The sequence below is a fragment of the Bradyrhizobium sp. genome, from assembly GCF_019244115.1.
Lineage (GTDB): Bacteria > Pseudomonadota > Alphaproteobacteria > Rhizobiales > Xanthobacteraceae > Bradyrhizobium.
On sequence record NZ_JAFATE010000579.1, the window covers coordinates 1 to 25222 of the forward strand.

At 60.7% G+C, this 25222-nt stretch carries 23 protein-coding genes; 16 read left to right on the plus strand and 7 right to left on the minus strand.

Going from position 1 to position 25222, the window contains the following annotated elements; translation table 11 throughout:
• Both JOZ76_RS25585 and JOZ76_RS25590 read left to right on the plus strand, forming a co-directional pair.
• On the plus strand, positions 1-622 hold a 622-nt coding region (locus JOZ76_RS25585), incomplete at its 5' end, for a DUF1800 family protein (protein WP_291703373.1).
• 21 nt (positions 623-643) lie between these two features.
• Positions 644-1837, plus strand: coding sequence for a DUF1501 domain-containing protein (locus JOZ76_RS25590; protein WP_291703375.1), 1194 nt, complete (start codon positions 644-646; stop codon positions 1835-1837).
• 470 nt (positions 1838-2307) lie between these two features.
• Here the strand turns inward: JOZ76_RS25590 and JOZ76_RS25595 are convergent, their stop codons facing one another.
• On the minus strand, positions 2308-2610 hold the full coding sequence (locus tag JOZ76_RS25595; protein ID WP_291703377.1) for a DUF1488 family protein: 303 nt from the start codon (positions 2608-2610) through the stop codon (positions 2308-2310).
• Positions 2611-3624: 1014 nt separating this feature from the next.
• Here JOZ76_RS25595 and JOZ76_RS25600 point away from each other — a divergent pair.
• The 8 genes from JOZ76_RS25600 (at position 3625) to JOZ76_RS25635 (ending at position 12823) form a co-directional block, all read left to right on the plus strand.
• Positions 3625-4335, plus strand: a complete 711-nt coding sequence (locus JOZ76_RS25600; RefSeq protein ID WP_291703379.1) for an FCD domain-containing protein — start codon at positions 3625-3627, stop codon at positions 4333-4335.
• Between the two features lie 291 nt (positions 4336-4626).
• A complete protein-coding gene (locus JOZ76_RS25605) occupies positions 4627-5406 on the plus strand; it encodes an HpcH/HpaI aldolase family protein (protein WP_291703381.1) in 780 nt (259 codons plus the stop codon).
• Complete coding sequence (locus JOZ76_RS25610; RefSeq protein ID WP_291703382.1) at positions 5403-6452, plus strand: NAD(P)-dependent oxidoreductase; 1050 nt, start codon at positions 5403-5405, stop codon at positions 6450-6452. Before JOZ76_RS25605 ends, JOZ76_RS25610 begins: the two co-directional genes overlap by 4 nt.
• A 67-nt stretch (positions 6453-6519) precedes the next feature.
• Positions 6520-7968, plus strand: a complete 1449-nt coding sequence (locus JOZ76_RS25615) for an extracellular solute-binding protein (protein WP_291703383.1) — start codon at positions 6520-6522, stop codon at positions 7966-7968.
• A gap of 88 nt (positions 7969-8056) precedes the next feature.
• Positions 8057-8935 carry a carbohydrate ABC transporter permease gene (locus JOZ76_RS25620; RefSeq protein ID WP_291703384.1) on the plus strand — a complete coding sequence of 293 codons (879 nt, stop codon included), beginning with the start codon at positions 8057-8059 and terminating at the stop codon, positions 8933-8935.
• Positions 8932-9771, plus strand: a complete 840-nt coding sequence (locus JOZ76_RS25625; RefSeq protein WP_291703387.1) for a carbohydrate ABC transporter permease — start codon at positions 8932-8934, stop codon at positions 9769-9771. The genes JOZ76_RS25620 and JOZ76_RS25625 overlap by 4 nt, the downstream gene beginning before the upstream one ends.
• A 3-nt stretch (positions 9772-9774) precedes the next feature.
• Complete coding sequence (locus JOZ76_RS25630) at positions 9775-10848, plus strand: ABC transporter ATP-binding protein (protein ID WP_291703389.1); 1074 nt, start codon at positions 9775-9777, stop codon at positions 10846-10848.
• A 10-nt stretch (positions 10849-10858) separates the two neighbouring features.
• Positions 10859-12823: a hypothetical protein gene (locus JOZ76_RS25635; RefSeq protein ID WP_291703391.1), complete on the plus strand. Its 1965-nt coding sequence runs from the start codon at positions 10859-10861 to the stop codon at positions 12821-12823.
• Positions 12824-13111: 288 nt separating this feature from the next.
• Here the strand turns inward: JOZ76_RS25635 and JOZ76_RS25640 are convergent, their stop codons facing one another.
• The 3 genes from JOZ76_RS25640 to JOZ76_RS25650 all read right to left on the minus strand — a co-directional run bounded on the left by JOZ76_RS25640 (position 13112) and on the right by JOZ76_RS25650 (position 16377).
• Positions 13112-13345, minus strand: a complete 234-nt coding sequence (locus tag JOZ76_RS25640; protein ID WP_291703393.1) for a hypothetical protein — start codon at positions 13343-13345, stop codon at positions 13112-13114.
• A 310-nt stretch (positions 13346-13655) separates the two neighbouring features.
• Entirely contained in the window at positions 13656-14750 is a 1095-nt protein-coding gene (locus JOZ76_RS25645) for a TatD family hydrolase (RefSeq protein ID WP_291703395.1), read from the minus strand.
• Between the two features lie 253 nt (positions 14751-15003).
• Entirely contained in the window at positions 15004-16377 is a 1374-nt protein-coding gene (locus tag JOZ76_RS25650; RefSeq protein ID WP_291703397.1) for an alkaline phosphatase family protein, read from the minus strand.
• A 136-nt stretch (positions 16378-16513) separates the two neighbouring features.
• Between JOZ76_RS25650 and JOZ76_RS25655 the strand changes: the two genes are divergently transcribed.
• From JOZ76_RS25655 to JOZ76_RS25680, 6 genes are all read left to right on the plus strand, one after another.
• Positions 16514-17755 (plus strand): 3-dehydroquinate synthase, encoded by a 1242-nt coding sequence (locus tag JOZ76_RS25655; RefSeq protein ID WP_291703399.1) that lies wholly within the window; start codon positions 16514-16516, stop codon positions 17753-17755.
• Complete coding sequence (gene eboE / locus JOZ76_RS25660) at positions 17719-18921, plus strand: metabolite traffic protein EboE (protein ID WP_291703401.1); 1203 nt, start codon at positions 17719-17721, stop codon at positions 18919-18921. The genes JOZ76_RS25655 and eboE overlap by 37 nt, the downstream gene beginning before the upstream one ends.
• Positions 18921-19796, plus strand: coding sequence for a UbiA family prenyltransferase (locus tag JOZ76_RS25665; RefSeq protein WP_291703403.1), 876 nt, complete (start codon positions 18921-18923; stop codon positions 19794-19796). Before eboE ends, JOZ76_RS25665 begins: the two co-directional genes overlap by 1 nt.
• A gap of 4 nt (positions 19797-19800) precedes the next feature.
• Positions 19801-20523: an EboA domain-containing protein gene (locus JOZ76_RS25670; protein ID WP_291703404.1), complete on the plus strand. Its 723-nt coding sequence runs from the start codon at positions 19801-19803 to the stop codon at positions 20521-20523.
• 5 nt (positions 20524-20528) lie between these two features.
• Positions 20529-20882: a c-type cytochrome gene (locus tag JOZ76_RS25675; protein WP_291703405.1), complete on the plus strand. Its 354-nt coding sequence runs from the start codon at positions 20529-20531 to the stop codon at positions 20880-20882.
• 103 nt (positions 20883-20985) lie between these two features.
• On the plus strand, positions 20986-22629 hold the full coding sequence (locus JOZ76_RS25680; RefSeq protein ID WP_291703406.1) for a hypothetical protein: 1644 nt from the start codon (positions 20986-20988) through the stop codon (positions 22627-22629).
• A 657-nt stretch (positions 22630-23286) separates the two neighbouring features.
• Here the strand turns inward: JOZ76_RS25680 and JOZ76_RS25685 are convergent.
• From JOZ76_RS25685 to JOZ76_RS25695, 3 genes are all read right to left on the minus strand, one after another.
• On the minus strand, positions 23287-23442 hold the full coding sequence (locus tag JOZ76_RS25685) for a hypothetical protein (RefSeq protein WP_291703407.1): 156 nt from the start codon (positions 23440-23442) through the stop codon (positions 23287-23289).
• A gap of 506 nt (positions 23443-23948) precedes the next feature.
• Positions 23949-24431: a DUF6644 family protein gene (locus tag JOZ76_RS25690; protein WP_366113975.1), complete on the minus strand. Its 483-nt coding sequence runs from the start codon at positions 24429-24431 to the stop codon at positions 23949-23951.
• 5 nt (positions 24432-24436) lie between these two features.
• The gene (locus JOZ76_RS25695) at positions 24437-24820 is read right to left on the minus strand and encodes a DUF6152 family protein (protein ID WP_291703415.1); all 384 of its coding nucleotides are present in this window, start codon (positions 24818-24820) and stop codon (positions 24437-24439) included.
• Positions 24821-25222 lie beyond the last annotated feature (402 nt).

Here is a 25222-nt window from a genome sequence, read left to right on the forward strand (position 1 = left end):
TGAAGCGCTCGACATCCTGTGCCGGCAACCTGCAACCGCCACGCACCTCTCGCAAAAACTGGCGACCTACTTCGTCAGCGATACGCCGCCCGCCGCTCTGGTCCAACGTATGGCCCAGACCTTTCAGAGGACCGATGGCGACATCACAGCCGTCTTGTCCACCATGGTGCACTCCCCGGAGTTTGCGGCCTCCTTAAAGGGCGGAGCCAAGTTCAAGGATGCCGTCCAATATGTGATGTCGGCCGTGCGCATGGCCTACGACGACAAGGTTATTCTTAATACAACGCCAATCCAGAACTGGCTCAACCGTTTGTCCGAAGGCCTGTTCAATCATCAGACTCCCGACGGCTATCCGCTGACGTCGGCGACCTGGAACAGCCCGGGTCAGATGATGGTGCGGTTCGAAATTGCCCGGCAAATCGGCTCCGGGTCCGCTGGCCTGTTTAAGCCGGATGTCCCCAACGCGACCGAGCAGCCAGCATTTCCGCTGATCCAGAACGCGCTCTTCTTCGAGAGCTTGCGACAGACGCTGAGCACGCCGACGCTGGCTGCGCTGGATCAGGCCGTCTCGCCGCAGGACTGGAACACACTGTTTCTGTCATCACCTGAGTTCATGCACTGACTTGATGCCCAGGAGGCTTCGATGAATCGTCGCGAACTGATCAGGGCCTTCGCCGCTCTCGCTCCAATGATGGTGGCGGGTCGCGTCTGGGCCGTGCCATCCACCGATGCGCGACTGCTGGTCGTATTCCTGCGCGGCGCTTATGACGCCGCAAACGTCGTCGTGCCGGTCTCAAGCGAGTTCTATTACGCATCCCGGCCAACGCTCGCGATCGCCAAACCCGATGTTGGCAAGCCGAACGCTGCGCTTGCGTTGAATTCCGATTGGGCGCTGCATCCCGCCCTGCGCGACAGTATTTATCCCATGTGGGAGAAGCGAGAAATCGCTTTTATCCCGTTTGCAGGTATCGCCGACGATTTGAGCCGTAGCCATTTCGAGACGCAGGATACTATCGAACTCGGCCAGGCCGTCGGCGGTTCCCGCGACTACCGGTCGGGCTTCATGAGCCGGCTTTCTGCGGAATTGACCCGGGTAAAGCCGATCGCCTTTACTGATCAGCTTCCTCTTACGTTCCGCGGCAAGGCTCAAATACCCAACATTGGGATCAACGCCGTCGGAAAGCCGGGTGTCGATGATCGACAAGTCAGGCTCATCAAGCAAATGTACCAACACAGCGACTTGGCTTCCTCGGTCGAGGAAGGCTTCAAGGTGCGTGATGACGTCTACCGCTCGGTTTCAGAAGAAATCAATGCCGCCAATCGCGGTGCGGTGTCGCCACATGGCTTCGAGCTTGCAGCCCGCCGGATCGGGCGGCTCATGCGCGAACAGTACAACCTTGGCTTTGTCGATGTCGGCGGTTGGGATACGCATGTCAACGAGGGTGCCGCTACGGGTTATCTTGCCGATCGGCTTGGCGAACTTGGACGTGCCCTTGCAGGGTTCGCAGAAGAGATCGGGCCGCCGGCATGGAGGGACACCGTCATCGTGACCATCTCGGAATTCGGACGCACTTTTAGGGAAAACGGTGACCACGGCACCGACCATGGCCATGGCAGCGTCTATTGGGTGCTGGGCGGCGGGATCAACGGCGGCCGCATCTTGGGTGAACAGGTCAAGGTTGAGCAGACAGCACTGTTTCAGAACCGCGACTATCCTGTGAAGACAGACTATCGAAGCCTTTTTGCCGGTCTGTTCCAGCGGATGTACGGTCTGCAGCCAGCAAGCGTTGAAAGGATATTCGCATCCACTCGTCCGACCGACCTGGGAATCATTTGAAAACCTAGAGGATGATGACTGTTCTTTGAATCGTCGTCCCGCTCTAGCGGCGGTCGGGGTCGCCCGGCTTGCCAAGACGCAGTGGCTCCATCTTTGCACATTGGGCGTCGGTTAAAACGAATCGATCCATCCCAAGTTTGAAACCCAACCAAACTCAGATGAGAATTTGCGCCATCAAAAGCGTTTTCTATGAAGGCCTTGAGCAAAGCTCGATCCGCTATCGCCGGCATAAAGGATCCGCTCGACAAAACTTGTCTTTTACGACTGCCTCTCCGGCTTCGACAAGTATGCAAACCAGGTTAGAATCTGCCCCTAGTCGGGTGCTGCGATGCTTCCAGCCGACGATCCGACTGAGAACGTAGTCCGTCGAGGTCGCACGAGGCCCCATCATCCAGCCGATCGGCGCCGCGGGGAAGCCTCTAGGGATGGCAATTGAGGCGCCGGCTAGCAAGAAGGTTATTGACGCTCGCCTATATCGCGTCGCTTTTGATCAGCCAGACCGTTGGCATGCCTTCATATCTCTCCCCGTCCGAGCCATCTGGTTTAAACTTCTTGCTAGCCGCAGCTTCGATGCGTGATCGAACCGTATCGAATTGCACGAAGGCGGAGGCTAGATCTCGAATATTGCCAGGATCAAGATCTGCGAGAGCCTCACAACTGACAAATACCCACACAGGCTGAGAAGGCTGGCTGCCCTTGACCGTCATCCATAAACCGATTGCTCGCAGCCCGCTGTGTGCTACCGCTGTGCTTCTCCCGTCGCGAATAAGCATGGTCCACCTGCCGTTCGTTTGATTACAAGCGCAACCAATCGTTGATTGCCGCGCCACTCAGAGGCCACCGAGCAAAATCCAGATGATCGCGAACGCTGCGAACAGCAGCAAGAGCATGTTGACGCGCTGGATAAAGGTGCTCATTCGTCCGCTTCAAGATCAGCCCAGGGAGTGAGGCCCATCCGCACCTAAGCTTCCAGCTACCGCGAAATCATGGCGAATCAAGCCGCCACAACGTGAAAAATGAGGCAGACTCTGAACTCGAAGTTAGACGGCGCAACGTGAAAGCCCCGCCCTTCGGGAAATCCAAAAGGGCGGGGCCAACCTTCTGCCTTCAGGCAGAAGGTACGCCGCTGAGAACAGCGCACTCCTTATTACAACATTGACCTTACACGGTGCTTACAGCGACGTGCGGCCGGGCCAAAAAGGGAACGCGCGGCTCCTGAGTGGCGGCACGTCAACAGCTCAACTTGGACGACCAATGCAACCCATTGTGGCATTGCCATAGTCAAGCAACCTATGCTGTGACGGTAGCGGGCCAAGCCGCACCGGGGCGAGCCGCTCCGCAGCGACGACCATCTGAACGAAGCGTGGCTCCGGAGAATGCAGAAGCCCAACGCCTGCGGGCGAAAAAGTTGGCACGCCTCGTCAAGGTGGAGGCTGATCCATGAGCGAGACCATCCATTAATCCCCCTTCTGAGGGCTGTTCCGAGTATCACGTCGACAAGGTCCATGCCGATGGGTTAGATTGCAGCAAACTCCGAGAGAGGTCGGCGAGCGCACGAACGTTGCTCGACTGAGCTAAGCCGTTACGCGGCCCCCTACCAGGGCAAGCGGAGATACTTTGCGCCGCGTAAGGGCGATCAGTTCTCACTACCTTTGTTGCGTGGCACAAGGTCGTGTCTTTTCCAAAATTGACCTTCGATATCTCCAAGCACGGACAATCTGCAAACGTCGCCGCATTGACAGTGGCATCAGGAGGACTTAGCGTCCTCTGGTATACTAGGTATACCAATGCGCTTTCAGCTCAAACGGTCGCGCCTTTTTGAGCAGGTTGCGAATGTCCTCGAGCAGAGGATACGCGATCGGGAACTGGTCGCTGGCGCCGAGTTGCCATCCGAGCGCCAGCTCATGGCGGAGTTTGGCGTGGGCCGGACAGCGATCCGCGAGGCGCTGTTTCATCTTCAGCGGGCGGGCCTCGTCGATCTCCGTGCGGGTTCGCGCGCACGCATCGCCGCCCCGAACGCTGAAGTCGTCCTGACGTCGCTGTCGAGCAGTGCCAAGTATCTGCTCTCCGATGACAGCGGCATCCGTCATTTCCAGAATGCGCGCGCCCTCTTCGAAACCGGTCTGGCGCGCGATGCAGCGCGCAACGCCGCACAGAAGGATATCCGCCGCCTGAGTGATGCGCTCGATGCGAACTACAAGTCCATCGGCGATATCCGACGCTTTGAGGATTCGGATGTCGCTTTTCACTACGCCATCGCCACGATCCCCAAGAATCCCATATATGTGGTCATGCACCGGGCCATCATCGATTGGCTGGTCGACCAGAGACGCGTGACGCTCAGCTATCCCGGCCAGAACCGGGTCGCCTTCGATGCGCATGTCGCGATCTTTGAGGCGATTAAGGCGCGCAATCCGGAACTCGCCGACGCTCGGATGCGCTCGCACCTCGACCAGGTTGCCAAGCTCTACTGGAAAGCCCAGAGGGCGGCCAAATGAACGAGCTCGTGGTTACCCTCGAAGCCAAGACCTGGCGACGGCGGCATCCCGCATCGATGAGAATACGCAACTGTCATGCCAGCGTATATCGGCGTGAGGGCGCCTCGTGGCGAACGATGGCGCCCTTCCACGAAATCCGTCCCAGCCACGCGGCGTTCGGTCCTCGCTCGCCATCGATGCACATTCGCACACTCAATATGACCAGCGCCGCTCTTACGATGAACGAGACGTCGCAAAACGTCATTTCATCTTCGAGGGATCAAACATCAGACCTTAGACGGAGGATGAACGATGACTCATGCCAGCCTCAAGCAGATGACCAGGACGCCAGAGGTCAAGCTTGGTCATTTTATCGTCGAGTTTGCCACTCCGGGAATCGGACATATCCTCAGGCAGGCGGAGTGCGATTTCGCTCTCTTTGACCTGGAACATTCGGGGTTCAGCTTCGAAACCGTCAAAAGCGCTACGCGCTATTTTGAAGCAGCAGGGTTGCCAGCCATCGTCCGCGTGCCGTCAAAGGAATATCACCATATCGCGCGGGCCTGCGACGTGGGCGCCGAAGGGATCATGATCCCGATGGTCAATACCGCTGCAGAAGCAAAGTCAGTCGTCGATTGCACGAAGTACCATCCGGATGGACGTCGTGGCGTCGCCTTGAGCGTTGCGCATGATGCCTACGGGCTCGGCCCAGTGCCGGAGAAGCTTGCGGCGGCCAATGAGCGGACAACCCTGTTCTGCCAAATCGAGACCGCCGAAGGCGCCGAGAACGTCGATCAGATTGCCGCTGTCAGGGGCATCGACGCCCTGTGGATCGGCCATTTCGACTTGTCAGTCTCGCTCGGCATTCCGGGACAGTTCGATCATCCGAATTTTCTGAAGGCGGTTGAGCGCACGATTGCGGCCGCCAAGAAGCACAGGAAAGCGCTGGGCCGCCTTGTGCCGAGTACCGAGATCGGCATCGCGCTCTACAGGCAGGGCTTTGATTTTTGTTGCTACTCGGGCGACGTGTGGGTGCTTCGGGATGCGCTTGCCGCTGCAATGACCACGCTGCGGAAGGGGTGCACGACATGAGCGCCCCGTTTCGTGTTGCCCTTTCGGGTGATTTCAGGAAGGCGGACGGCTCGGCCGTCTTCCCCGATTTCGATCTAAAGCCTCTGCAAGAAGCCCCCGGCGTGGAGATCGCCTATTTGGGCAACGCAAATCCTCTGCGCAGCAGCGATCTCGAGCACTTCGATGCGCTCATCTTGCTGGCTCACCGCTTTGCGCCCGAAAGCGCACCCAAGAGCGGAAGGCTCAGCATCATCGCCCGCTTTGGCGTTGGCTATGACACGGTGGATGTCCCCGCCTGTACCGCCGCGGACATCGCGTTGGCAATCACAACCGACGGCGTGCGGCGCCCTGTCGCCGTGTCGATCATGACCTTCATTCTGGCGCTCACTGGACGGCTGATGGCGAAGGACAGGCTGGCTCGGCAGGGCCCGTCGGGTTTTCCCGCCCGCGGCGAGCACATGGGCACAGGCCTCGTCGGCAGGGTGCTGGGTTCGATCGGCATCGGCAATATCGGCGCAGAGCTGTTCCGCCTGGCCAGGCCATTTGACATGAAATTCATCGCCCATGATCCATATGCGGATACCAAGCTGGCGGCCGAGCTCGGAGTCGAACTGGTCGGTCTCGACGAGGTCTTCGCCCGCGCCGACATTGTCACGGTGAACTGTCCCCTCACGGCAGAAACACGCCAGCTCGTGAATGCCGAGCGCCTCGCCCTGATGAAGAGGAGCGCCTTCTTCATCAATACGGCCCGTGGCCCCATTGTCGATCAAAAGGCGCTCACCGACGTGCTGGCAAACAGGCGGATCGCTGGCGCGGCGCTGGACGTATTCGAGCAGGAACCGACAGATCCGGCGGATCCTCTTTTCGCACTCGACAACGTCATCGTGACGCCTCACGCACTTTGTTGGACCGACCAGTGCTTCGCCGGAAACGGTGCAGCCGACGTCAGGGCGGTACTTGACATTCAGCACGGACAAATCCCGCGCGGTGTCGTCAATCGCGCTGTGCTCGAGAAGCCGAATTTCCGACGCAAACTGGAGGAGTACCGTCGCCAGTCTGCCGATTGAGAATTCCTCGCCGGAACGAGCGAGGGCATCTGAATGGCTTTTGCCATTCAAGAAACGGGAGGACGCAATGTTTAATAGACGCGATTTCGGAAAGATCAGCCTGGCCGCAGGCCTTGCCGCAGCCATGGGACGACCAGCATGGGCCGCGTCGGCCGCCGATAACGCCGTCAAGGCCGCGCAGCAATACAAGGGACGCACGATCACCATCGTCTGGGAGGCCGGCCTTCAGTCGCTCGATCCCACCCATTTCTCCGGCCCAAAATGGAAAGAGCTGACCGGCATGGATGTGAAGGTGGTCGAGGTTGCGACCGCCGAGATGTTCACCAAGATCATGCAGGACTACAAGTCGGAAGCGGGCGCCTATGACGCGCTCAATGTCATTCCCGCATGGATGCCCGATCTTGCCCAGGCCGGCGCGCTCGAGGTGCTCGACCCCTATGTCGAGAAATACGCCTACGCCGGCGAGCTCCAGACGATCGCGCCAACCTACCGCGACAACTGGATGAAAGTGGGCGGCAAGATTTATGGCTTCCCCGACGATGGCGATGTCTTCATCATGTACTATCGGCGCGACATATTCGAGGATCCAGCCGTCCAGAAAGCCTTCAAGGACAAGACCGGCAAGGACCTCGCAGTGCCCAAGACCTGGGCCGATTTCGATGTCGTCGGAACTGGTCTTACCGATATCCTCAAGGACAAGGGTATCTACGGCGCCGCCTTCTTCAGACAGCCTCCCTACGCGATGTTCATGTTCGAGGAACGCTTCCGGAACGAGGGCGGCAAGTTCTTCGACGCGGACACCATGAAGGCCATGATCAACTCCGATGTCGGAGTTAAGGTCTTCACCGGCATGCGCAACGAGAACAAATTCATGCCGCCCGGCGTGGAGCAGTTCGGCTTCGTGGAAAATCTCGCGGCTTTTCTGCAAGGCCAAACGGCTATGACGATCTCCTGGCCACCTTACGGGCGCTGGGCCGAAGGTTACGGTACCGACCAGGAGGCGCTGAACTGGGTCCCGAAAACAACCATCGCAGGCAAGGTGGGCTACGCCTTGCCGCCCGGAGGGCATCCTGAGCTCGCCGCCGGCTTTTCCTTGTCAATCTCGTCAACATCGAAAAACAAGGATGCAGCCTACCTGTTCATCCAGTGGCTCAACAGCGAAGAGGTGAGCCGTCAGCGTGTTCAGCTCCCCTACACGCTGCGTGATCCGTTCCGCGACTCGCACTATTCCGACCCCGGCTATCTGGCACTGTGGCCAAACGCGAAGGACTATCTCGCGGCCCTGAAGCAGGCCTCGCAGACGGGCCTTCTCGATCTGTCGCTCCTGCAAACCGACAAATATGAGGAGGTCCTGCGCCAGGCGATTTCAAAGCTCTGGGCGGGCGATGATCCAAAGACGATCCTCAACGCGGCGGCAGCTGACTGGGACAACATCACGCAGAAGATCGGCGTCGACAAGCAGAAGGCGGTCTATGCAAGCTGGGCCGCCAATTCCGGCGCCTATCCGAAAGTGTAAGCAGCCGTCTGGCCTCTCGCGCCCCCGGGCGGGAGAGGCTTCCCCCTGCCGTCCACGACGGCACGAGACACAAGCCGACGCTTCAGCCATGCCCGCCATCGCCCATCCCGACCGCAATTTCAAGTACTGGCTGATCTCGCCGGCTATCTTCCTGCTGTTGCTGATCGGCCTGTTCCCTCTGATCTTTTCGCTGGTGGTGAGCTTCATGCGGATCTCCATGCTGGAGACCGACAGATCCTTTGCTGGACCGGTGAATTTCGTTCAGCTCTTCCATGACGCCAGACTGTGGCAGTCGCTCGCACATACGGCGCTCATTATCGTGATAGCGCTACCCGTCGAACTGCTGCTCGGGCTCGCGATGGCCTATCTGTTCCTTGACACCATGCCGGGGCGGCAGATCCTGATTTCGCTACTGGTGCTGCCAACCATCATTTCGCCGATTGTTGCCGGTGCCACATGGCGGCTGCTGTTCGACAATCGCTACGGTCCGATCAACCAGATCCTTGGGTGGTTTGCAGGTCACCCCGTCGCGGCCCTGTGGACCGTCAACCCCCGGCTCGTCTATCCTGCCATCATCTTCTGTGAGATCTGGCAGTGGACGCCCTTCATGTTCCTGATCCTGCTGGCAGCTCTTTCCAATGTTGACCGTTCACTGACCGAGGCCGCCGAGATCGACGGAGCGCGGTTCTGGCGCAGTTTCCGCTATATTGTTCTCCCAGCAATCTGGCCTGTCATGTCGATCGCCATTCTAATCCGCGGCCTCGACCTCTTCCGCATCTTCGATATCATCTGGGCCCTCACGGCCGGCGGCCCCGGCACTATGACTGAAACGATTTCGGTCTATGCCTATGTCCAGGGTTTTCAGCAGTTCGAGACCAGCTACATGGCAGCGATCGCCTTCCTTGTGATCGCGCTTCTCACCGTGATCGTTACCTTTGCCGTCCGCCGCATGGGGCTGGCAAAATGACAACCATTCCATTCTATCGCCGCAAGGAAACGAAGCTCGTCCTCCGCTATGTCATCGCACTGGCACTCGTCGTTATCTTCGTCTTTCCGATCTACTGGCTGTTCGCAATTTCTTTCAAAACGCCCGGTGAGATCTTTGCTTTTCCACCGGTGTGGTATCCGAAAAGCATTCAGTTCAACAATTATGCGGTGCTGTTCAAGGATGGCGATGCCAAGACCGTCGGCAACAGCCTTGTGCTTGCTTCACTATCAACCGTGTTCGCGATGATCCTCGGCACCATCGCCGCTTATTCACTGGTGCGATTCAAAACAGGTGGAGAAAACCTCGCGCTGTGGATCATCTCGCAGCGCATGATTCCCCCGGTGGCCATCGTATTCCCGGTGTTCCTCCTCTATGTCTGGCTCAGCTGGGTCGATACCTACATCGGGCTTATCATTCTTTATACTTCATTCAGCCTGCCCTACGTGATCTGGATGATGCGCGGCTATATCGAGGATATTCCGCTGGAGCTCGAAGAAAGTGCTCTGATCGACGGCTGCAGCCGCCGGGAGGTACTGTGGAAGGTCGTGTTTCCCATGGTCCGCGCGGGGCTCTTTGCCACTGCAGTCTTCACTTTTGTGTTCTCCTGGAACGACTTTTTGTTTGCGCTGGTGCTCACCCGGACCGAGGTCGCGACCTACACAGTGCAAGTGACGCATTACTTTGGTGGTCAGTCGAATTTCTGGTCCAAGATCGCTGCCATGTCGGTGCTTGGAACCATTCCCGTGTTCATCACCGTTGCAACGCTGCAGCGCTTTCTCGTGCGCGGCATATCCATGGGCGCAGTCAAGGGTTGAGCCGTGTCGGATCTGAAGATCACCGGACTTCACAAGCACTATGGTGCATTCCACGCCGTCAAGGGAATCGATCTCGAGGTGCCCTCGGGTGAATTGACAGTCCTAGTGGGCCCGTCAGGATGCGGCAAATCCACCCTGCTCCGCACCATCGCGGGGCTCGAGGAAGCGAGCGCCGGCACGATCGAAATCGGCGGAAAAAACGTGACATGGGCACGCCCGCGCGATCGCGATATCGCGATGGTATTCCAGAATTACGCGCTCTATCCCTATCTCAATGTCCATGAGAACATCGCTTTCGGCCTGCGCGCGAGGAAAGTCGCATCTGACGAGGCCGATAAGCGTGTGAAGCGTGCGGCCGAAATGCTCGGCATTGCGCAACTTCTCCGGCGATTTCCACGTGAGCTTTCCGGAGGTCAGCGCCAGCGTGTCGCGATCGGTCGCGCGATCGTGCGCGATGCGCTGCTCTTCCTATTCGATGAACCACTGAGCAATCTCGATGCCCAGCTTCGCGATGACATGCGGGTCGAAATCAAGCGGCTGCATCAGGAACTCGGCCGCACCATGATCTACGTCACTCACGATCAGATCGAGGCGATGACGCTCGCCGACCGGATCGCGCTTCTGCGGGAGGGCCGGATCGAACAGCTCGGTGCGCCGCTCGATTTGTTCGAGCGGCCGGCGACGCGCTTCGTGGCGGGTTTCCTCGGCAGCCCGAAGATGAACTTCCTTCCCGCCATAATCGAGAGCGGCGATGTGATACTTCGCGACGGGACCAAGCTCACCCTGCCCCCCGGACGCAAGGCGCCGAACGGCCAAGCCGTCATTCTGGGGCTCAGGCCCCAGCACATCGCCAAGGCGGGCATGGGCACTGCGCCAGGCCACGTCCAGTTGCCGTCAACCATCGAGCTCGTCCAACCGACGGGCTCGCGGGTACAGGTCAGCATGCCGCTCGGGGGAAGCAGCATCACGGCAGAATTTGCGGCTCACGAGGTGACCGCTCCCGGCGAGCAGGTTCGTATCGATATCGATATGATCCGTGCGGTTCTGATCGATCCACAAACTGACGAAGTCATTTGAGGAGCCCGCCATGGCCCAGAAGAAGCCGAGCCGCGCAATCAAGCTCTTCGGAACCGAAGTCCCTGAGGGCAAGCGCTGCGAATTGAGCGCAGGTCCAATATCGGCAATCTTCGACAGGGGCGCCCTGCGCTACATCCGCTATCACGGTGAAGAGGTCCTGCGCGGAATTGCCTATATCGTACGCGACAAGGACTGGGGCACCTATGCTCCGGCGATCGAGAACCTGAAAGTCCGCCAACTCAAGGATGCCTTTACGATCAGCTATGAGGCAACGTGCAAGGACGCGGATCAAGCGATCCGCTACTCCGCGAAAATCGACGCAAGGAGTGACGGTACACTGACGTTTTCTGCCGAAGGAACGCCTCTTTCCGACTTCCTCACCAACCGGACCGGCTTTGTCGTGCTGCATCCGCTGGCAGGAACGGTGGGGCGCCCCGTTGAGGTTGTCCACACAGACGGAAAAAAAGAGAAACGCAAGTTCCCGAAACTCATCAGCCCCGGTCAGCCCATTTTCGAGATCCGCTCACTTAAGCACGAGCCGCTTTCCGAAATTGCGGTCACGGTTCTGATGGAAGGAAACAAGTTCGAGATGGAGGACCATCGAAACTGGATGGATGCCTCCTACAAGACCTATGTGTGCTCCCTGCTCGATCCGTGGCCGTACACACTGAAAAAAGGCGAGAGCTTCAGCCAGTCGGTTACCCTTGCCGTCTCAGGCAAACCGCCAAAATCAAGACCAGCGCGCTCTGCGCCTGGTACAATCGTAACCCTTGCAGAAACGAAAGGCCGCATCCCGCAAATCGGCCTCGGCGTCCCCATGGTGGAAGCCGCCGCGGCCCTCCAGGCCGCGGATTTTATCGCCGCGGCGAAGCCGCACGCGCTCGTTTGTCAGATCGATGGACGCGAGCAAGGGCAAAAGGAGGCCGCTGCAAACTTCCGCGAGCTCTCCGCGCAAACGGGAGTCCCGGTCACACTCGAGATCATTTTGCCGGCCAAGGAGCCGGCGGATAAAGAAGTGTCCGCGATCGCCGGCGCCGTGAATGCGGCGGGGCTCACGCCTGCGTCCGTTGTGATCACCCAGATGCACGATCTCAAATCCTTTCAGCCAAATACACCAAGACCTTGGGGCCCCACCTACGAGGAAATGGCGGCGGCAGCACGTGCCTGCTTTCCCGATGCCGTGCTTGGCGGTGGCATGCTCTCCTATTTCACCGAATTGAACCGCAAGCCCGCCCCCCTAGGTCTATTTGATTTCATCACCCACACGGGCTGCCCCATTGTCCATGCGGCAGATGACATCTCGATCATGGAGACGCTCGAAAGCCTGCCGTGGATTTTCGCCTCTGCACGCGCAATGATTGGCAAAGCACCTTATCACATCGGCCCAACCAGTATTCCCTGTCGCGACAATCCCTATGGTGCTGCGGTTGCGCCGAACCCCGACAATGGGCGGGTCTGTCTGTCCGATCTCGATCCGCGTCAGCGCGGTCTGTTCGCCGCCGCATGGAATCTAGGCTATCTGTCGGCTGCCGCCAAAGCCCGGGTCGACGCCGTGACCCTTGGCTCTGCCACGGGCTCGCAAGGGATGATCTATCGCAAACTGGCCCATATCCAGCCGTGGTTCGACGGCGGTGGCGCCAGGGTTTATCCCACTTACCATGTGATTGCGGGTCTCACCGCTGCAAGCGGAGCCCGACGCACCAATACGGATACATCTGCCCCTTCAAAGGTCGCCACTCTCGCCCATCGCAGCGGGGGCGGCCAAGTGCTTTGGCTGGCCAACCTAACAGGTGAAACCCAGCGCCTGAAGATTAGCGGCTTCGAAGGCCCTGCCAAACTGCATGTTCTCGACGAGAGAAGCTTTCAAGCAGCGGTGCGCGATCCCGGCTGGCATCGCGGCGGCGCCACTTTCATCCGAAAGGTGGGAAGCCTCGAGCTTCCGTCCTATGGTGTTGCCCGTATCCAGAGCGGCTGATCTCGCATGCTGCTCGGTGTCAGGTGGCGGATGGTCAAGCGTTGACCGAGAACGACCGTTCGCGGCCTTGAGGCTTTGGCGGCGGAATATGTCTCGCTTCGGCCGACAATGCCGATCTGTCCACCATTCCGTCTACCTGCTCACATCGGCGCTAACAGGGATTTTTTCGATCTCCCGGTGCACACGCAATGCGCACGACACGTCCTAACCGATCGGAAACCTTGAACTGTCACTCCAGTCCATCATGGGCCAATTTGAACTAGCTATAACCAAATAGATCTAACCCAATCAGAAAGGCCGCTTTGCGCCAGAACCTGCCGATCTCTCGAGACCGACCGCCATGACCGTGAGGGTGTGCCCGACACCCCAAGCAGCACCGATCAGGGCCGAGCCCGCCATGCGGTGCTCGCGACTGACGATCGTCGCAATGGCGACCACGTGGTCGGCGTCGGTCGCGTGCCGCATCCCGAGGAAGAAGCCGAGAAACAGGAACGACACGATGCTCGGGGCGCTTCCGGTCATTGCGTAGGCGCCATGTTGGTTATTCTCGGAGGCATTATGCAGGATTTCGACCCGATGCCAATTCCCTTACGCACGGCTGGTTCGTGGGCTCTCCGCGACATGTGACTGCCATAGAAGGGGTCTCCTGATCTCGCGACTTGGGTCGGCGCCGAGATGGAGCGGACGATGGCCGCGGCCGGATTCGACGTTCCCGACGCGCTCGCGTCGTGACGCCTGGATGCTGCCGATCCCGGCGCCACCCATTGTCGGCTGCGGCGGAGTTATCCCGCGCAAAGAGAGATCGAGCACATGCTCGGCGCGCCCTGCCCGTTCAGGCAATCGTCAGGTTGCCGGAGAGCGGACCGACGGGCGCCTCAATGCGCGGGTTCTGGCCGCCGCGCAGCACGCTATTGCCTTCAAAGAGCGTACGCTGGTCGATGGGCGCCGGGTCTAGCCAATCCTGCTCCTTCATCACGCCAGAAAGGCCATAGGCCGCAAGGGCATTTTCGTACGTGACCTTGCGGATCGTGGCGGCGGGAATGCCGCGTTGTGCCATCAACGCGGCGGTCTTCGGCACCGCAAGCGAGTCGGAGACGCCCCAGTCGCAGGCGGAATCGACAATGATGCGGTCGGGTCCGAATTGTCGGACCAGCTCGGTCATCCGCTCGTTTCCCATCTTCGTGTGCGGATAGATCGAGAACGCCGCGAAATAGCCGCGGTCGAGCACATCGCGGACGGTCTCCTCATTATTGTGGTCGATCACGCAGCGCCCGGGATCGAACCGGTGCTCGCTGAGCACGTCCATGGTCCGCAATGTTCCGCGTTTCTTGTCGCGATGCGGCGTATGGATCATGATGGGAAGATCAACTTCCTTCGCGAGCTCGATCTGCTGGCGCAGATATTTGTCTTCCGACGCGGTCTGCTCGTCATAGCCGAGTTCGCCGATGGCAACGACGCTTTCCTTCGCGGCGAAGTGCGGCAGCACCTCCATGATGGCTTCCGCCAGCGCCTCGTTGTTGGCCTCCTTCGGGTTGAGCGCAATGCAGCAATAATGCCGGATGCCGAACTGTCCGGCGCGGAATTTCTCGAAGCCGATGATGCTGGAGAGATAGTCCACATAGCTGCCGAGATTGGTCCGCGGCTGGCCGATCCAGAACGCCGGCTCGATCACCGCCACCACGCCGGCACGCGCCATGGCCTCGTAGTCCGCCGTGGTGCGCGAGATCATGTGCGCATGCGGATCGATGAACATTGCGCCCGCTGCAGCCGGTATCATGTAGCCCTGTGTATCGGCCTCAAGCCGCATCGTGCCGTTCTGGCCGCGCAGCGAGAGGCGCGCGCCGCAGCACGGGCACAGGAGTTTAGAGCCCTCCTGCGCCTCACCCGATCCTGCGGCTCCTTCGAAAGCGCTCGATTGTTGCGACATGCCGCTCCTCCCTTTGTCTTGCATGTGCGGGTGGCGACGAGAATTGTTGCCTCTGCGGCGTGACGACGAAAGGTCGCGTCGGTCACCCGTTCTTGGCAGCTTGGTAACATCTAACATGACCGGGGGCGTTTGAACATGCAAGCCGAGAGCCTGTAGACATACACAACTGTCAGCCACGCTGCCACATTTGGCCGATCCGGTGGGAGTGAGCCATGGCGTAAAGCCGAGATCGGCGACGCAACTTTGTGGGCGCTTAGTCGAAGACGTGCGCCAGGATGATCGTCTTGACAGCCGCCGCTTCGATCGGCCCGTCTGTCAGGAGGCTCGGCTCGCTTGAGATCAGCAGCGGACCGCACGCCGGGTCGTCCACCATGCGTCCATGAGACCCGCGCACGAGGGTGGCATCGAGCGGGATCACGTCCATGACGGTGCGCAGCCCGAGCGCCCGCCCGGCAATCCGCCAGCCCAGCGCCAGCCTTGGAAACGAGATGGCTGGGTCGAGAAAGAGCTCGACCGGATCATATCCCGGCTTGCGATGGATCTCGACCAGGCGGGCGAAATCTGGAGCGCGCCGATCGTCGATCCAGTAGTAATATGTGAACCACGCATCGGAGCGCGCCAGCGCGACGAGCTCGCCGGAGCGCGCGTGATCGATCCCGAGCACGTGCTGCTCGCGCCGGTCGAACACGCCGTCAACGCCTGGCAGCGCCGCAACAATGCGCCGGACTTCTTCGATCAGCATCGGTTCCGAAACATAGAGGTGGGCGATCTGATGATCGGCCAAGGCAAACGCCTGCGACTGCGGGATATCGAGCAGCTCGCCGCCATCCTCGATGCGCACCGCCAGGAGCCCGGCCTGACGCAAGGCTCTGTTGACGTGGATCGGGGTGCTGACGGCCGTGATCCCGTACTCGGACAGCACGATCACCCGTGCCCCCTCCCGCTCGGCATCGGCGATGAGCGTGCCCGCGACAGCATCGATCTCCGCGAGACTTCTTGCGATCCGCGGATTGTCGGGCCCGAGGCGCTGCAGGTCGTAATCGAGGTGCGGCAGATAGACGAGCGTCAGGGTCGGATTTCGGGTACGCCTGACATGCAGCGCCGCATCGGCAATCCAGCGCGACGATACTATGGAGGTCCCCGGTCCCCAGAACTGGAACAAGGGGAAGACACCAAGCTCGCGCGTCAGCTCCTCACGGAGCGCTGCGGGCTGCGCATAGCAGTCAGGCTTCTTGCGCCCGTCCGACTTGTATATCGGTCGGGGCGTGACGCCGATCTCATGACTGGCGCCCATGTTATACCACCAGAACAGATTGGCCGCTGTGAAACCCGGATCGCGCCGCTTACCTGCCTCCCAGACCTTCTCTCCAGCAACAAGCCGGTTCGACTGTCGCCACAGCCAAACTTCGAGCAGATCGCGAAACAGCCAGCCATTGGCAACGATGCCATGGTCGCGCGGCAGGCTGCCGGTCACGAAGGTTGCCTGCACGGTGCACGTGACCGCGGGCGTCACTGTGGCAAGCGGACGCACGGCACCTGCGCGCGCAAGCGCCGACAGATGCGGCGTGTGGGGCCCGAGATGGCTTGGCGTCAGGCCGACCACAAGGATGACAATCGTCTTCCGCATTGGCACGCCCTCGCTCGGCTCTCTTGATGTTCGAGGGGAATTGACAGGCCGGGCGCGGCGATGGAGACTACACGCTTCGGTGCGTACGTAAAGAAAGCTGCAACTGCTCGCGCGCATCGATGGGAGGAGCGCCGCGATGCTCGACCCGGGACACGACGTTCCGCGGACGGAAACGTTCGCGCAGACGTTCTCGATCAGATACGACTATCCGGTCCATTTCACGCGCGATCTTTTTGATCGGCGCAACCTGTGTCTTCGTCACGTCTTGACGCCTGGCGCGTCGGGCCGCCCGCAGCGTCTCGCCGTGTTCATCGACGAAGGCGTGACACTCGTATGGCCACAGCTTGCCGGCCGTATCGCCGACTACGGCGCCGCGCACGCCGCCGCTATGGAACTCGCGGGAGACATTGTCGTCATTCCGGGAGGCGAGGCCGTCAAGAACCAGCACGATTGTGTGGAGGCCGTTCTCAAGGACCTCTCGGAGCGGCATATCGATCGGCAGTCCTATGCGCTCGCCATTGGTGGCGGCGCCGTGCTCGACGCGGTTGGATTTGCCGCCGCGATATTCCATCGCGGCGTGCGTCACATCCGCTGCCCTACCACAGTGCTCGCGCAAAGTGATTCGGGCGTCGGCGTAAAGAACGCGATCAATGCTTTCGGTCTCAAGAATCTGCTCGGAACTTTTGCGCCGCCCTTCGCGGTGATCAACGACGAGGCTTTTCTTGACGTGCTGCCAGCGCGCGACAAGCGGGCCGGCATGGCTGAAGCCGTCAAGGTCGCTTTGATCCGCGATGGCGCCTTCTTTGACTGGATCGAGCGTGAGGCCGCGCTGCTCGCGGCCTTCGAGCCGAACGCGCTCGAGACGCTGGTGCGGCGTTGCGCGAGGCTTCATATGCGCCAGATCGCGTGCGGCGGCGATCCTTTCGAGAGCGGTTCCGCGCGACCCCTGGACTTCGGCCACTGGTCTGCCCACAAGCTCGAGACGCTCACGCACCACGCCCTGCGCCATGGTGAGGCGGTGGCGATCGGCATAGCGCTTGACTCGCGCTATTCGGTGCTCGCCGGCCTGTTGCCGCAGGGCGAGGACACGCGCATTGTCCGGCTGCTGCAGGCGCTCGGCTTCACGCTCTGGGACGATGCGCTCGACCTCATGGACGGGAGTGGCCGCCGGCGCATCATCGCCGGAATCTCGGATTTCCAGGAGCATCTGGGCGGCGAGCTGACCATCACGCTTCTCTCGGCGATCGGGCATGGTGTCGAGGTCCATGCCATCGACGAGAACCTGATCGAGAGAGCCATCGGATGGCTGAAGGGACGCGGCGCTAAGGGGAGACGGCGTTCATGCATCTCGTTCACTTACCTCGCGACGTGCATCTGACCTACTGCACAAATATCCATGCGGGTGAGACCTGGGACGAGGTGCGCCAGAGCCTCGAGACTCATGTCCCGCACATCAAGGCAAAGGTCTCGCCGCAGAATGCATTCGGTCTGGGCCTTCGGCTTTCTGGGATGGCCGCCGAGGCACTGAGCGCGCCAGCGGCGCTCGACGAGTTTCGTGGGTTTCTGGCCCGCGAGAATCTCTACGTCTTCACGATCAACGCGTTCCCCTACGGCCCATTCCATGGGCGTCGCGTGAAGGAGGACGTTTATCAGCCTGATTGGCTTACGCCGGAACGACTGCATTACACCGATCGCGCCGCCGAAATCCTGGCGATGATTTTGCCGGAGGGGATGGTCGGCTCGGTGTCGACGGTTCCGGGGACGTTCAAGGCGGTCGCGGCGGCGCGGCCAGACGCCGCGAGGGCGATGGCCGACGCGCTCGCTCGCCATGTGGCCACGCTCGTCTCACTGCGGCGCCGAACCGGCCGCGAGATCGTGCTCGCCCTCGAGCCGGAGCCGTGCTGCTTTCTTGAGACCGTCGAGGAAACGATCGCGTTCTTTCGCGATCATCTCCACACCGACGCCAGCGCAACAATCGTTGCAGATCAGACAGGCACGTCGCTCGCCGCCGCGCACGACGCGCTGCGGCGCCATCTCGGCGTCTGCTACGATGTCTGCCACGGTGCGGTGGAATTCGAGGAGCCCGCGCGCGCCTTCGCGCAGCTCGGCCGAGCCGGCATCCGGATCGGAAAGCTGCAGCTGAGCTCGGCACTACGAGTGCCCGAGATCGATGGCAGCACCGAAAAAACGCTCACGGCGTTCAATGACGGCGTCTACCTGCATCAGGTCGTGCAACGGCGGAACGGCTCTCTAGTCCGCTATGTTGACCTGGAGCCCGCGTTTGCAGCGCTGCGCGGCGGAAAGGCCGGGGGCGAGTGGCGCATCCACTGTCACGTGCCCGTGTTCCTCGAGATCGCAGGAGGCTTTTATTCGACGCAGCCGACGCTGAAGGCGGCGCTTGCTGCCGCCAAGTCTGCCTTTGTCGCGCCCCATCTCGAGGTCGAAACCTATACGTGGGATGTGCTGCCGCCTGAGCTGCGCCAGTCGAGCCGGGCGGATGCGATCGCGCGCGAGATGCTCTGGGTGCTCGAGGAGCTGTCCTGATGGCGATGACGGCACAAGGTCCCCTGTCACTGACGGCTCTGCTGACGCTTGGCCGGGCGTCGAATCTGCCGACGGTGTGGACCAACGTCCTCACTGGGGCGGTGCTCGCCGGTGGGATGTGGCACGACGGCCAAACCGGTATCGTGCTGGTGGCGATGTCGCTGTTCTATGTCGGGGGCATGTATCTCAACGATTACTTCGATCGCGGCATCGATGCGCGCGAGCGCCCGGGACGGCCGATCCCAGCCGGAGACGTGGCACCAGATCTTGTCGCGGCCATCGGGTTCGGCCTGCTCGCCGCGGGCGTCGCGCTGCTGGCCACGATCGGCTTGGCAGCCACGCTCTGCGGCCTCGCCCTCGCCGCGCTCGTCGTCGCCTATGATCTATTCCACAAGGGCAATCCTGTCGCTCCGGTGATGATGGGGGGTTGCCGGATGCTGGTCTATCTCGGCGCCGCCGCTGCGACGACAGGCGGCATCCCCGGATTTGTTGTGATCGCTTCGCTTGCTCTTCTCGCCTACATCGCCGGCCTGACCTACGCCGCCAGGCAGGAGAGTCTCGACCGTGTGGGCAATCTCTGGCCGCTCGCTGTGCTTTCAGCGCCAATGATCGTCGCATTACCGGCAGTCGCCCAGGGACCGCTATCAGCCGCGATCTATTTAGCCCTGATCGGCTGGACGACCGCCGCGATCTACCAATTGGCGCGACGACCCGCGCCCGGGGCGGTCTCGCGTGCCGTCGCGGCGCTCATTGCCGGCGTCTCGCTCGTTGATGCCGCACTGATCGCGAGTGCTGGTGCGAGCGCGCCGGCCCTGCTGGCGCTAGCCGGCTTCGCGGCCACCGTCCTGCTGCAACGATATATCGCGGGGACCTGACGCCATGGCGATGGAGACCGCAATGGGTCCGCGTGGCCCAGCCAGTGCCGAACCTGCATCGATCACGGCTCTTCTGCTGCGCTGGCTTTCCCGTCAGCTCGCGCCCGAAGCAATGGGCTGGCTCGCGGCCGAGCTCGAACGCCAGCGCACGACCGTCGATGAGCGCCGGCTTGCGCTTTCGCTCGGTCTTGTAGGACGCAAGATCGGCCGCACCGATCTGACACTCGACCCCGACGATGAATTGGCAGCGCAGGGGCTGCGCGCCGGCTGGCAGCCGCGCGTGTGGGGCACCGACGAGGCGGCGCGCGTCGCTCTCCTCCTCGCCACCTATCGCGGCGATGATCAGCCCTTTGCGGCGCGCATCGACCGGCTGTGCACGACAGCCGAAGTCACAGAGCACGTGGCCTATCTCAAAGGTTTCGCAGTCTTTCCGGCCGGGCGTCAGCTCCATGACCGCGCGCGCGAAGGCGTGCGCTCGTCGATCGGACCGGTGTTCGAGGCAATTGCCTGCCATAACCCGTATCCATTCGAGTATTTTGATGAGGCCGCCTGGAATCAGATGGTGGTGAAATGCGTATTCACCGGAGCACCGATCAGCAACATCGTCGGCCTTGAGCAGCGTCGCAACCCCGAGCTGCTGCAGATGCTCGGTGATTTGGTGTCCGAACGGCATGCGGCCGGCCGGAGCCTGCCGGATGCGGTTCACGCGTATGTCGGCACTGGATGATCCCAATGTGTCGGTGCTTGTCAGCCATCCTGACTTGGCTCGTCCTCTCGACGACGCCGCTCCTTGCTGGAAACGCTCAGCACGGCGAGGTCCTCTACCAGCGGTATTGCTCAGGATGTCACGGCGCCGACGGTCGGGGCGGCGGCAAAGGCTTCATGCCCCACGTCGGGGCGCTGACGCGGAAAGGCTACATCGATCTGATCGATGATGCTTCCCTCGCCATGGTGATCGCGGAGGGCGGCGAGGCGACGGGCAAGAGCGGATTCATGCCTTCCTGGAAGACGACGCTGTCGAAGGACGACATCACGGATGTCATCGCGTACGTCCGAACCCTGCCCTTATCCGATGGGGCTCAATAAGGAACCGAACACGCTGGTCCAAACGGAAACAAAAGCAACGAGGAAACAAGCACACTTTTAGGGATGGGGGTTTTGAAACCAAGCCAGCCAAGGGAGGAGTGTCATGAAGTTTTTACACAGTATCACGGTGGCCGCAGCGGCGCTCATGTGCCTGATGCCGGCGAGCGCACAGGAGCAACGCGGCGGTCCATGGCCGAAACGTGAGCCGTTCAAGCCTGACCCTAGCAAAATTGTCGTGCCGCCCGGTTATAAGGTCGGCGTGTTCGCCGCCGGGCTCGATACCCCATCGTCTGCCACAGTCGACAAGGACGGAAACCTGTGGGTGGCGATTTCCGGAGTTCTCCTTGGCAGCCCGGAGGCGGACAAGATCGACCCGCCGCATGTCAAGATCTTCGATAAGGAGGGAAAACTCCTGCGCGAGATCGGCAAGGGCACGTTCAAGACGGTGATGAACGAAATCGGCTACTGTGCCGAAAACGGCAAGACCTACATTCCTGAATATGGCGAGAAGATTTGGGAAATGGACGGCGTCAACGGCGAGCTCAAGCTGATCATCAAGGACCTGCCGATCGGTGACCACCGCAACGGCGGCATAACCTGCAAGGATGGCTACATCTATTTTGCCTTGGGCTTCCCGAGCAACAGCGGTTTCGCGGATCCCGACAACCACGGCTGGACGGACATCCCGAACGATCCGTTCTGGGTCAAGCATCAGGACGGTCATGGCACCACGCCACATGATCCGGTGTGCCGCGACATCGTGCATACCGGCCTCACCGTCAAATCCTCGGACGGTCGCATGACCGGCGCGCTGCTACCGGTCGGCGTGCCGGCAAAGCCCGGCATGGTGATCAAGGCGCAAGTGCCCTGCGGCGGCTCCGTCATGCGCGTCAAGATGACCGATGCGGGCGCCGACGGAATCTATCCGCATGAGAAAATGGAAGTCTACGCCATGGGCTTCCGCAACCAGTCCGGTGTCGCCTTCGGGCCCCGCGGCACCAAATGGGAAAACGCGCTCGCCGTCTCCGACAATGGCGCCAACGACCTCGGCCACCGTCGCATCGCCAATGGGGCCGAAAAGCTCTATATCGTGACCGAGAGGGGACAGGACGCCGGCTTCCCCGATAAGGAGGGAATGGGCTTCGTCAGCAACAAGCGCTTCGGCTTCGAGGCCTACCGCGGCAACGCAGTCGACCGGCCATACTCACAACTCTATATCGGCGACAAGCCATTCGTACCGAAAATGCCGCCGTATCGCTTCCAATTCCACGTCGACGGTGTTCGCGGTGTTCCGCTGATCGCCGCAAATCCGAACCCGAACGGTTATATCAACCCGGTGCTCGAATGGGACACCAACAACCCGATTGACGGGATTTCCTGGAGCGTTCGTGGCTTTGGCGCCGACAACACTCTGTTCGGCGCGGTCTACGGCATCCTCGACACCGGGCCGGAAAGCCTCGTTCCAACCTGGCCCGTGGTGCTGCGGATCGACTTCCTCGAGCCAACCGGGGTCAAGTGGAGCGAGTTTGCCCACAATATCGATCCCGGACCCAACGCCTATCAGAAAGCGGAGAATCGCGGCGGTCTCGAGCGACCGAACAAGGTCGTCTTCGCTAATGATGGACGCACCATGTATGTGGTCGATTATGGCGAGGTGTTCGCCGATTTCTACAAGACACCGCCGTTCTACACCGTCCCGAAATCGGGTGTGATCTGGACGGTCTCGTACCAGGGTGCGACGAATTGAAGTACGGTTCGGGCACACGCCCCCTCCCCCGTACCGGGCGCTTGCGGGGGAGGGAGCAACGGGGCTTCGAGACCGCTGGCAACGCCAGGGCCCTCACCACTACTGCGAACTATTGCAGGTCTTTTTTCAACAGAATCGGCCAATTCCGGACTCATGCATCGCACCGATTGCGTCCTTCCTCGATCACCTTGTCGGCCTGCCAGCACTGTCTCGGGAATGGTCAAACCCAGGGCTTTCTCGACGAGCGATTTCCGTCGACATCCGGCGGGGCCAGGCACGAAGTTACGATCGACCGTAAAGAGTTCTGGCGAGAAGGACGCGGGTCGCAGGCAAGAAGTTTTGTTGCCTGGTACTGAAGGAGCGTTAAGTTGGCCAACTTGCATCCCACTAGTTTCGTGAAACGTGCACTTAGCATCGCGCTCCAAAGGGCCGTGCCCGCATCTGCGCCTCCGAGATTACCACGACGTGGTCCGCTCCGGGTCTTGGTCGTGTAAAAACGCTGTAGCATGATGCGGACCGGCGCGGTCGAACTCAGGCTACCGCAATCCGATCAATTTGGGCAAAGGTTACGGCTGCTCGACCAGAACTCATCCTGACGCCATGTCGGGGCTCTTTCACGCGCCCGATGAACGGCAACGGCGCGCGCCAGCGCCCGTATCACGCCCTCACCGCCGCCAGCAGCGGTTTCGTCCCGACGATGTTCAGCACGCGTGTCAGATTGTAGCCGAGCACGCAAAGCGCCAGGCTCGAATGCACACGGTTGAGATAACCGTAAATGTAGAGCCTTAAGAGCGCGGCCCATGCTCGCAGCAAGCAAATCGCGTCTGCTCTGCCTTTGAAAGGAGACCTGAGCCCGTTCTGCCGATATCGAACCCGATAGGCGAAAACCTGAAGTGCTCCTGCGAGCGAATTCCGCACGCCACTTCAGCAGGATCAGTCCCAGCGTGCCGAGCACTGTGTGCCCGCCATTCGGAAAATAGAGGTTATGACATAAGTCGGCCACCGACCTACCTTTTGCGACAGATCCTCTGGAGCGCGGACCTTCGCCCGTAACCTTCCAGCGAACGCCGCCCATGGCGCAGTGCTGGTCGCTTCTGGGTCATCCGCATCGTTTTGGCTGTTCGTCAGCCACTTCCGGTCTACTCCCCGACAGCCGACATAAAGACGTGCGCTGGCTTACGTCGGTATGATGGGCCACTTCGGACTCATACAGTGCGGCTAACGATGCGCTTAAGCCGGCTTTTCGATCACCTCGTTGGCGCGAGCAGCGCCGAGGGCACGGTGAGGCTGCGCTCAATGGTGTTGCAGGCTCATCGCCCTCACCAGTAACCGATCATACGGCCGGCGCCGATTGAAGTTAGCCAAAAGAACAACGAGGTGCCGCCCATGGCGGCGAGGCGTCGGCGCTCCGCATACGTCAGGTCGCGGTTCTTGTGCGCGCGCCAGGCGGATGAGCGGTGAACGAGGAATACGTTGAGCAGGGCCAGTCCAATGGCCGGAATTTTGATGTAGAGAAACGGATTGCCAACGTATTCCGTCGCTTTGGTCGCGAGCAGACCCGCGCCGCTGACGGTGGCGATGCCGAATCCCGCCGCCGCCATACGCGTGGTAGGGCGCGAAATCGCCGCCAGCGGCGCATCCGGCCAGAACCCCAACAGGCGCAGGTCGAGAATCACGACCGACCCGAACAGTGTCGCCACGCCAAGAATATGTGTGAGATTGACGATCCCGTAGAACCAGACGCCGTTATCCCGCATGGCGTGGCCGAGGGCGGAGCCCTCAAGCCACGCCATGAGCTGCACCAAGCTCAACGCACCTTATCCGCGAATTCCGGATACACATTGTACTGCTTACCGGCATATTCGACTTGAATGGTCTTCATTTCAAAGCGGTTTGGATCGCGATTGCGCTGACCATGCACTGTCACGATCGCCCCGACGGGAATGGTGTCCTGCTTCAGGCCAGCCGATGCGGTGCGGTGCGGGGGCGCCAGCGTGATGTCCCAAACCTTGCCGTCAGAGGTCCTGATCTTCATGGTGCCGTGCGGGCCGGCGAGCTTGACTCCCTCGGTGACCATGCCGGTCATGGCGGTGACTTCATCGACGTTTCCGGCCCAGCCGTGATGTGCAAAGGCGGGAATGGTGGATGTAATGGAAATGGCGGCGGTGAGCACGATCGTGTTCAGGCGCATGACATACTCCTAAGCTGGACCGGCGGATTATGCCGCACTCCGTTGGTTACGGGGAGGCTGGAATTTGCGTGTCGGTATTCGTCCAGGGGGAAGCTTGCCCACCGAGCGATTGGCCCCCGCTCCCGAATTTCGGTCGAGTCTGCGGCCAAGGACCGGTTTGGGTCAAAGGCCGAAAGTCTCGGTCGGAGCAAATCTAGTCTGCACTGCTTCAGATAGCAGGCATCGATCTCAGTCGTGATGATTTCTCAGTCGGGCCACATCCGGACATCCGGTCCCTTTCATCACGCGCGCAAAAGTTGTATGTTTTGGGTATTGGTAGCTCCAAAACCGTCCCCGACGTTCCATGGATCAGATGGATGAGGAAGGGAGCAATGCCGAATTTTCCCAGTCTCGGAAGACGCG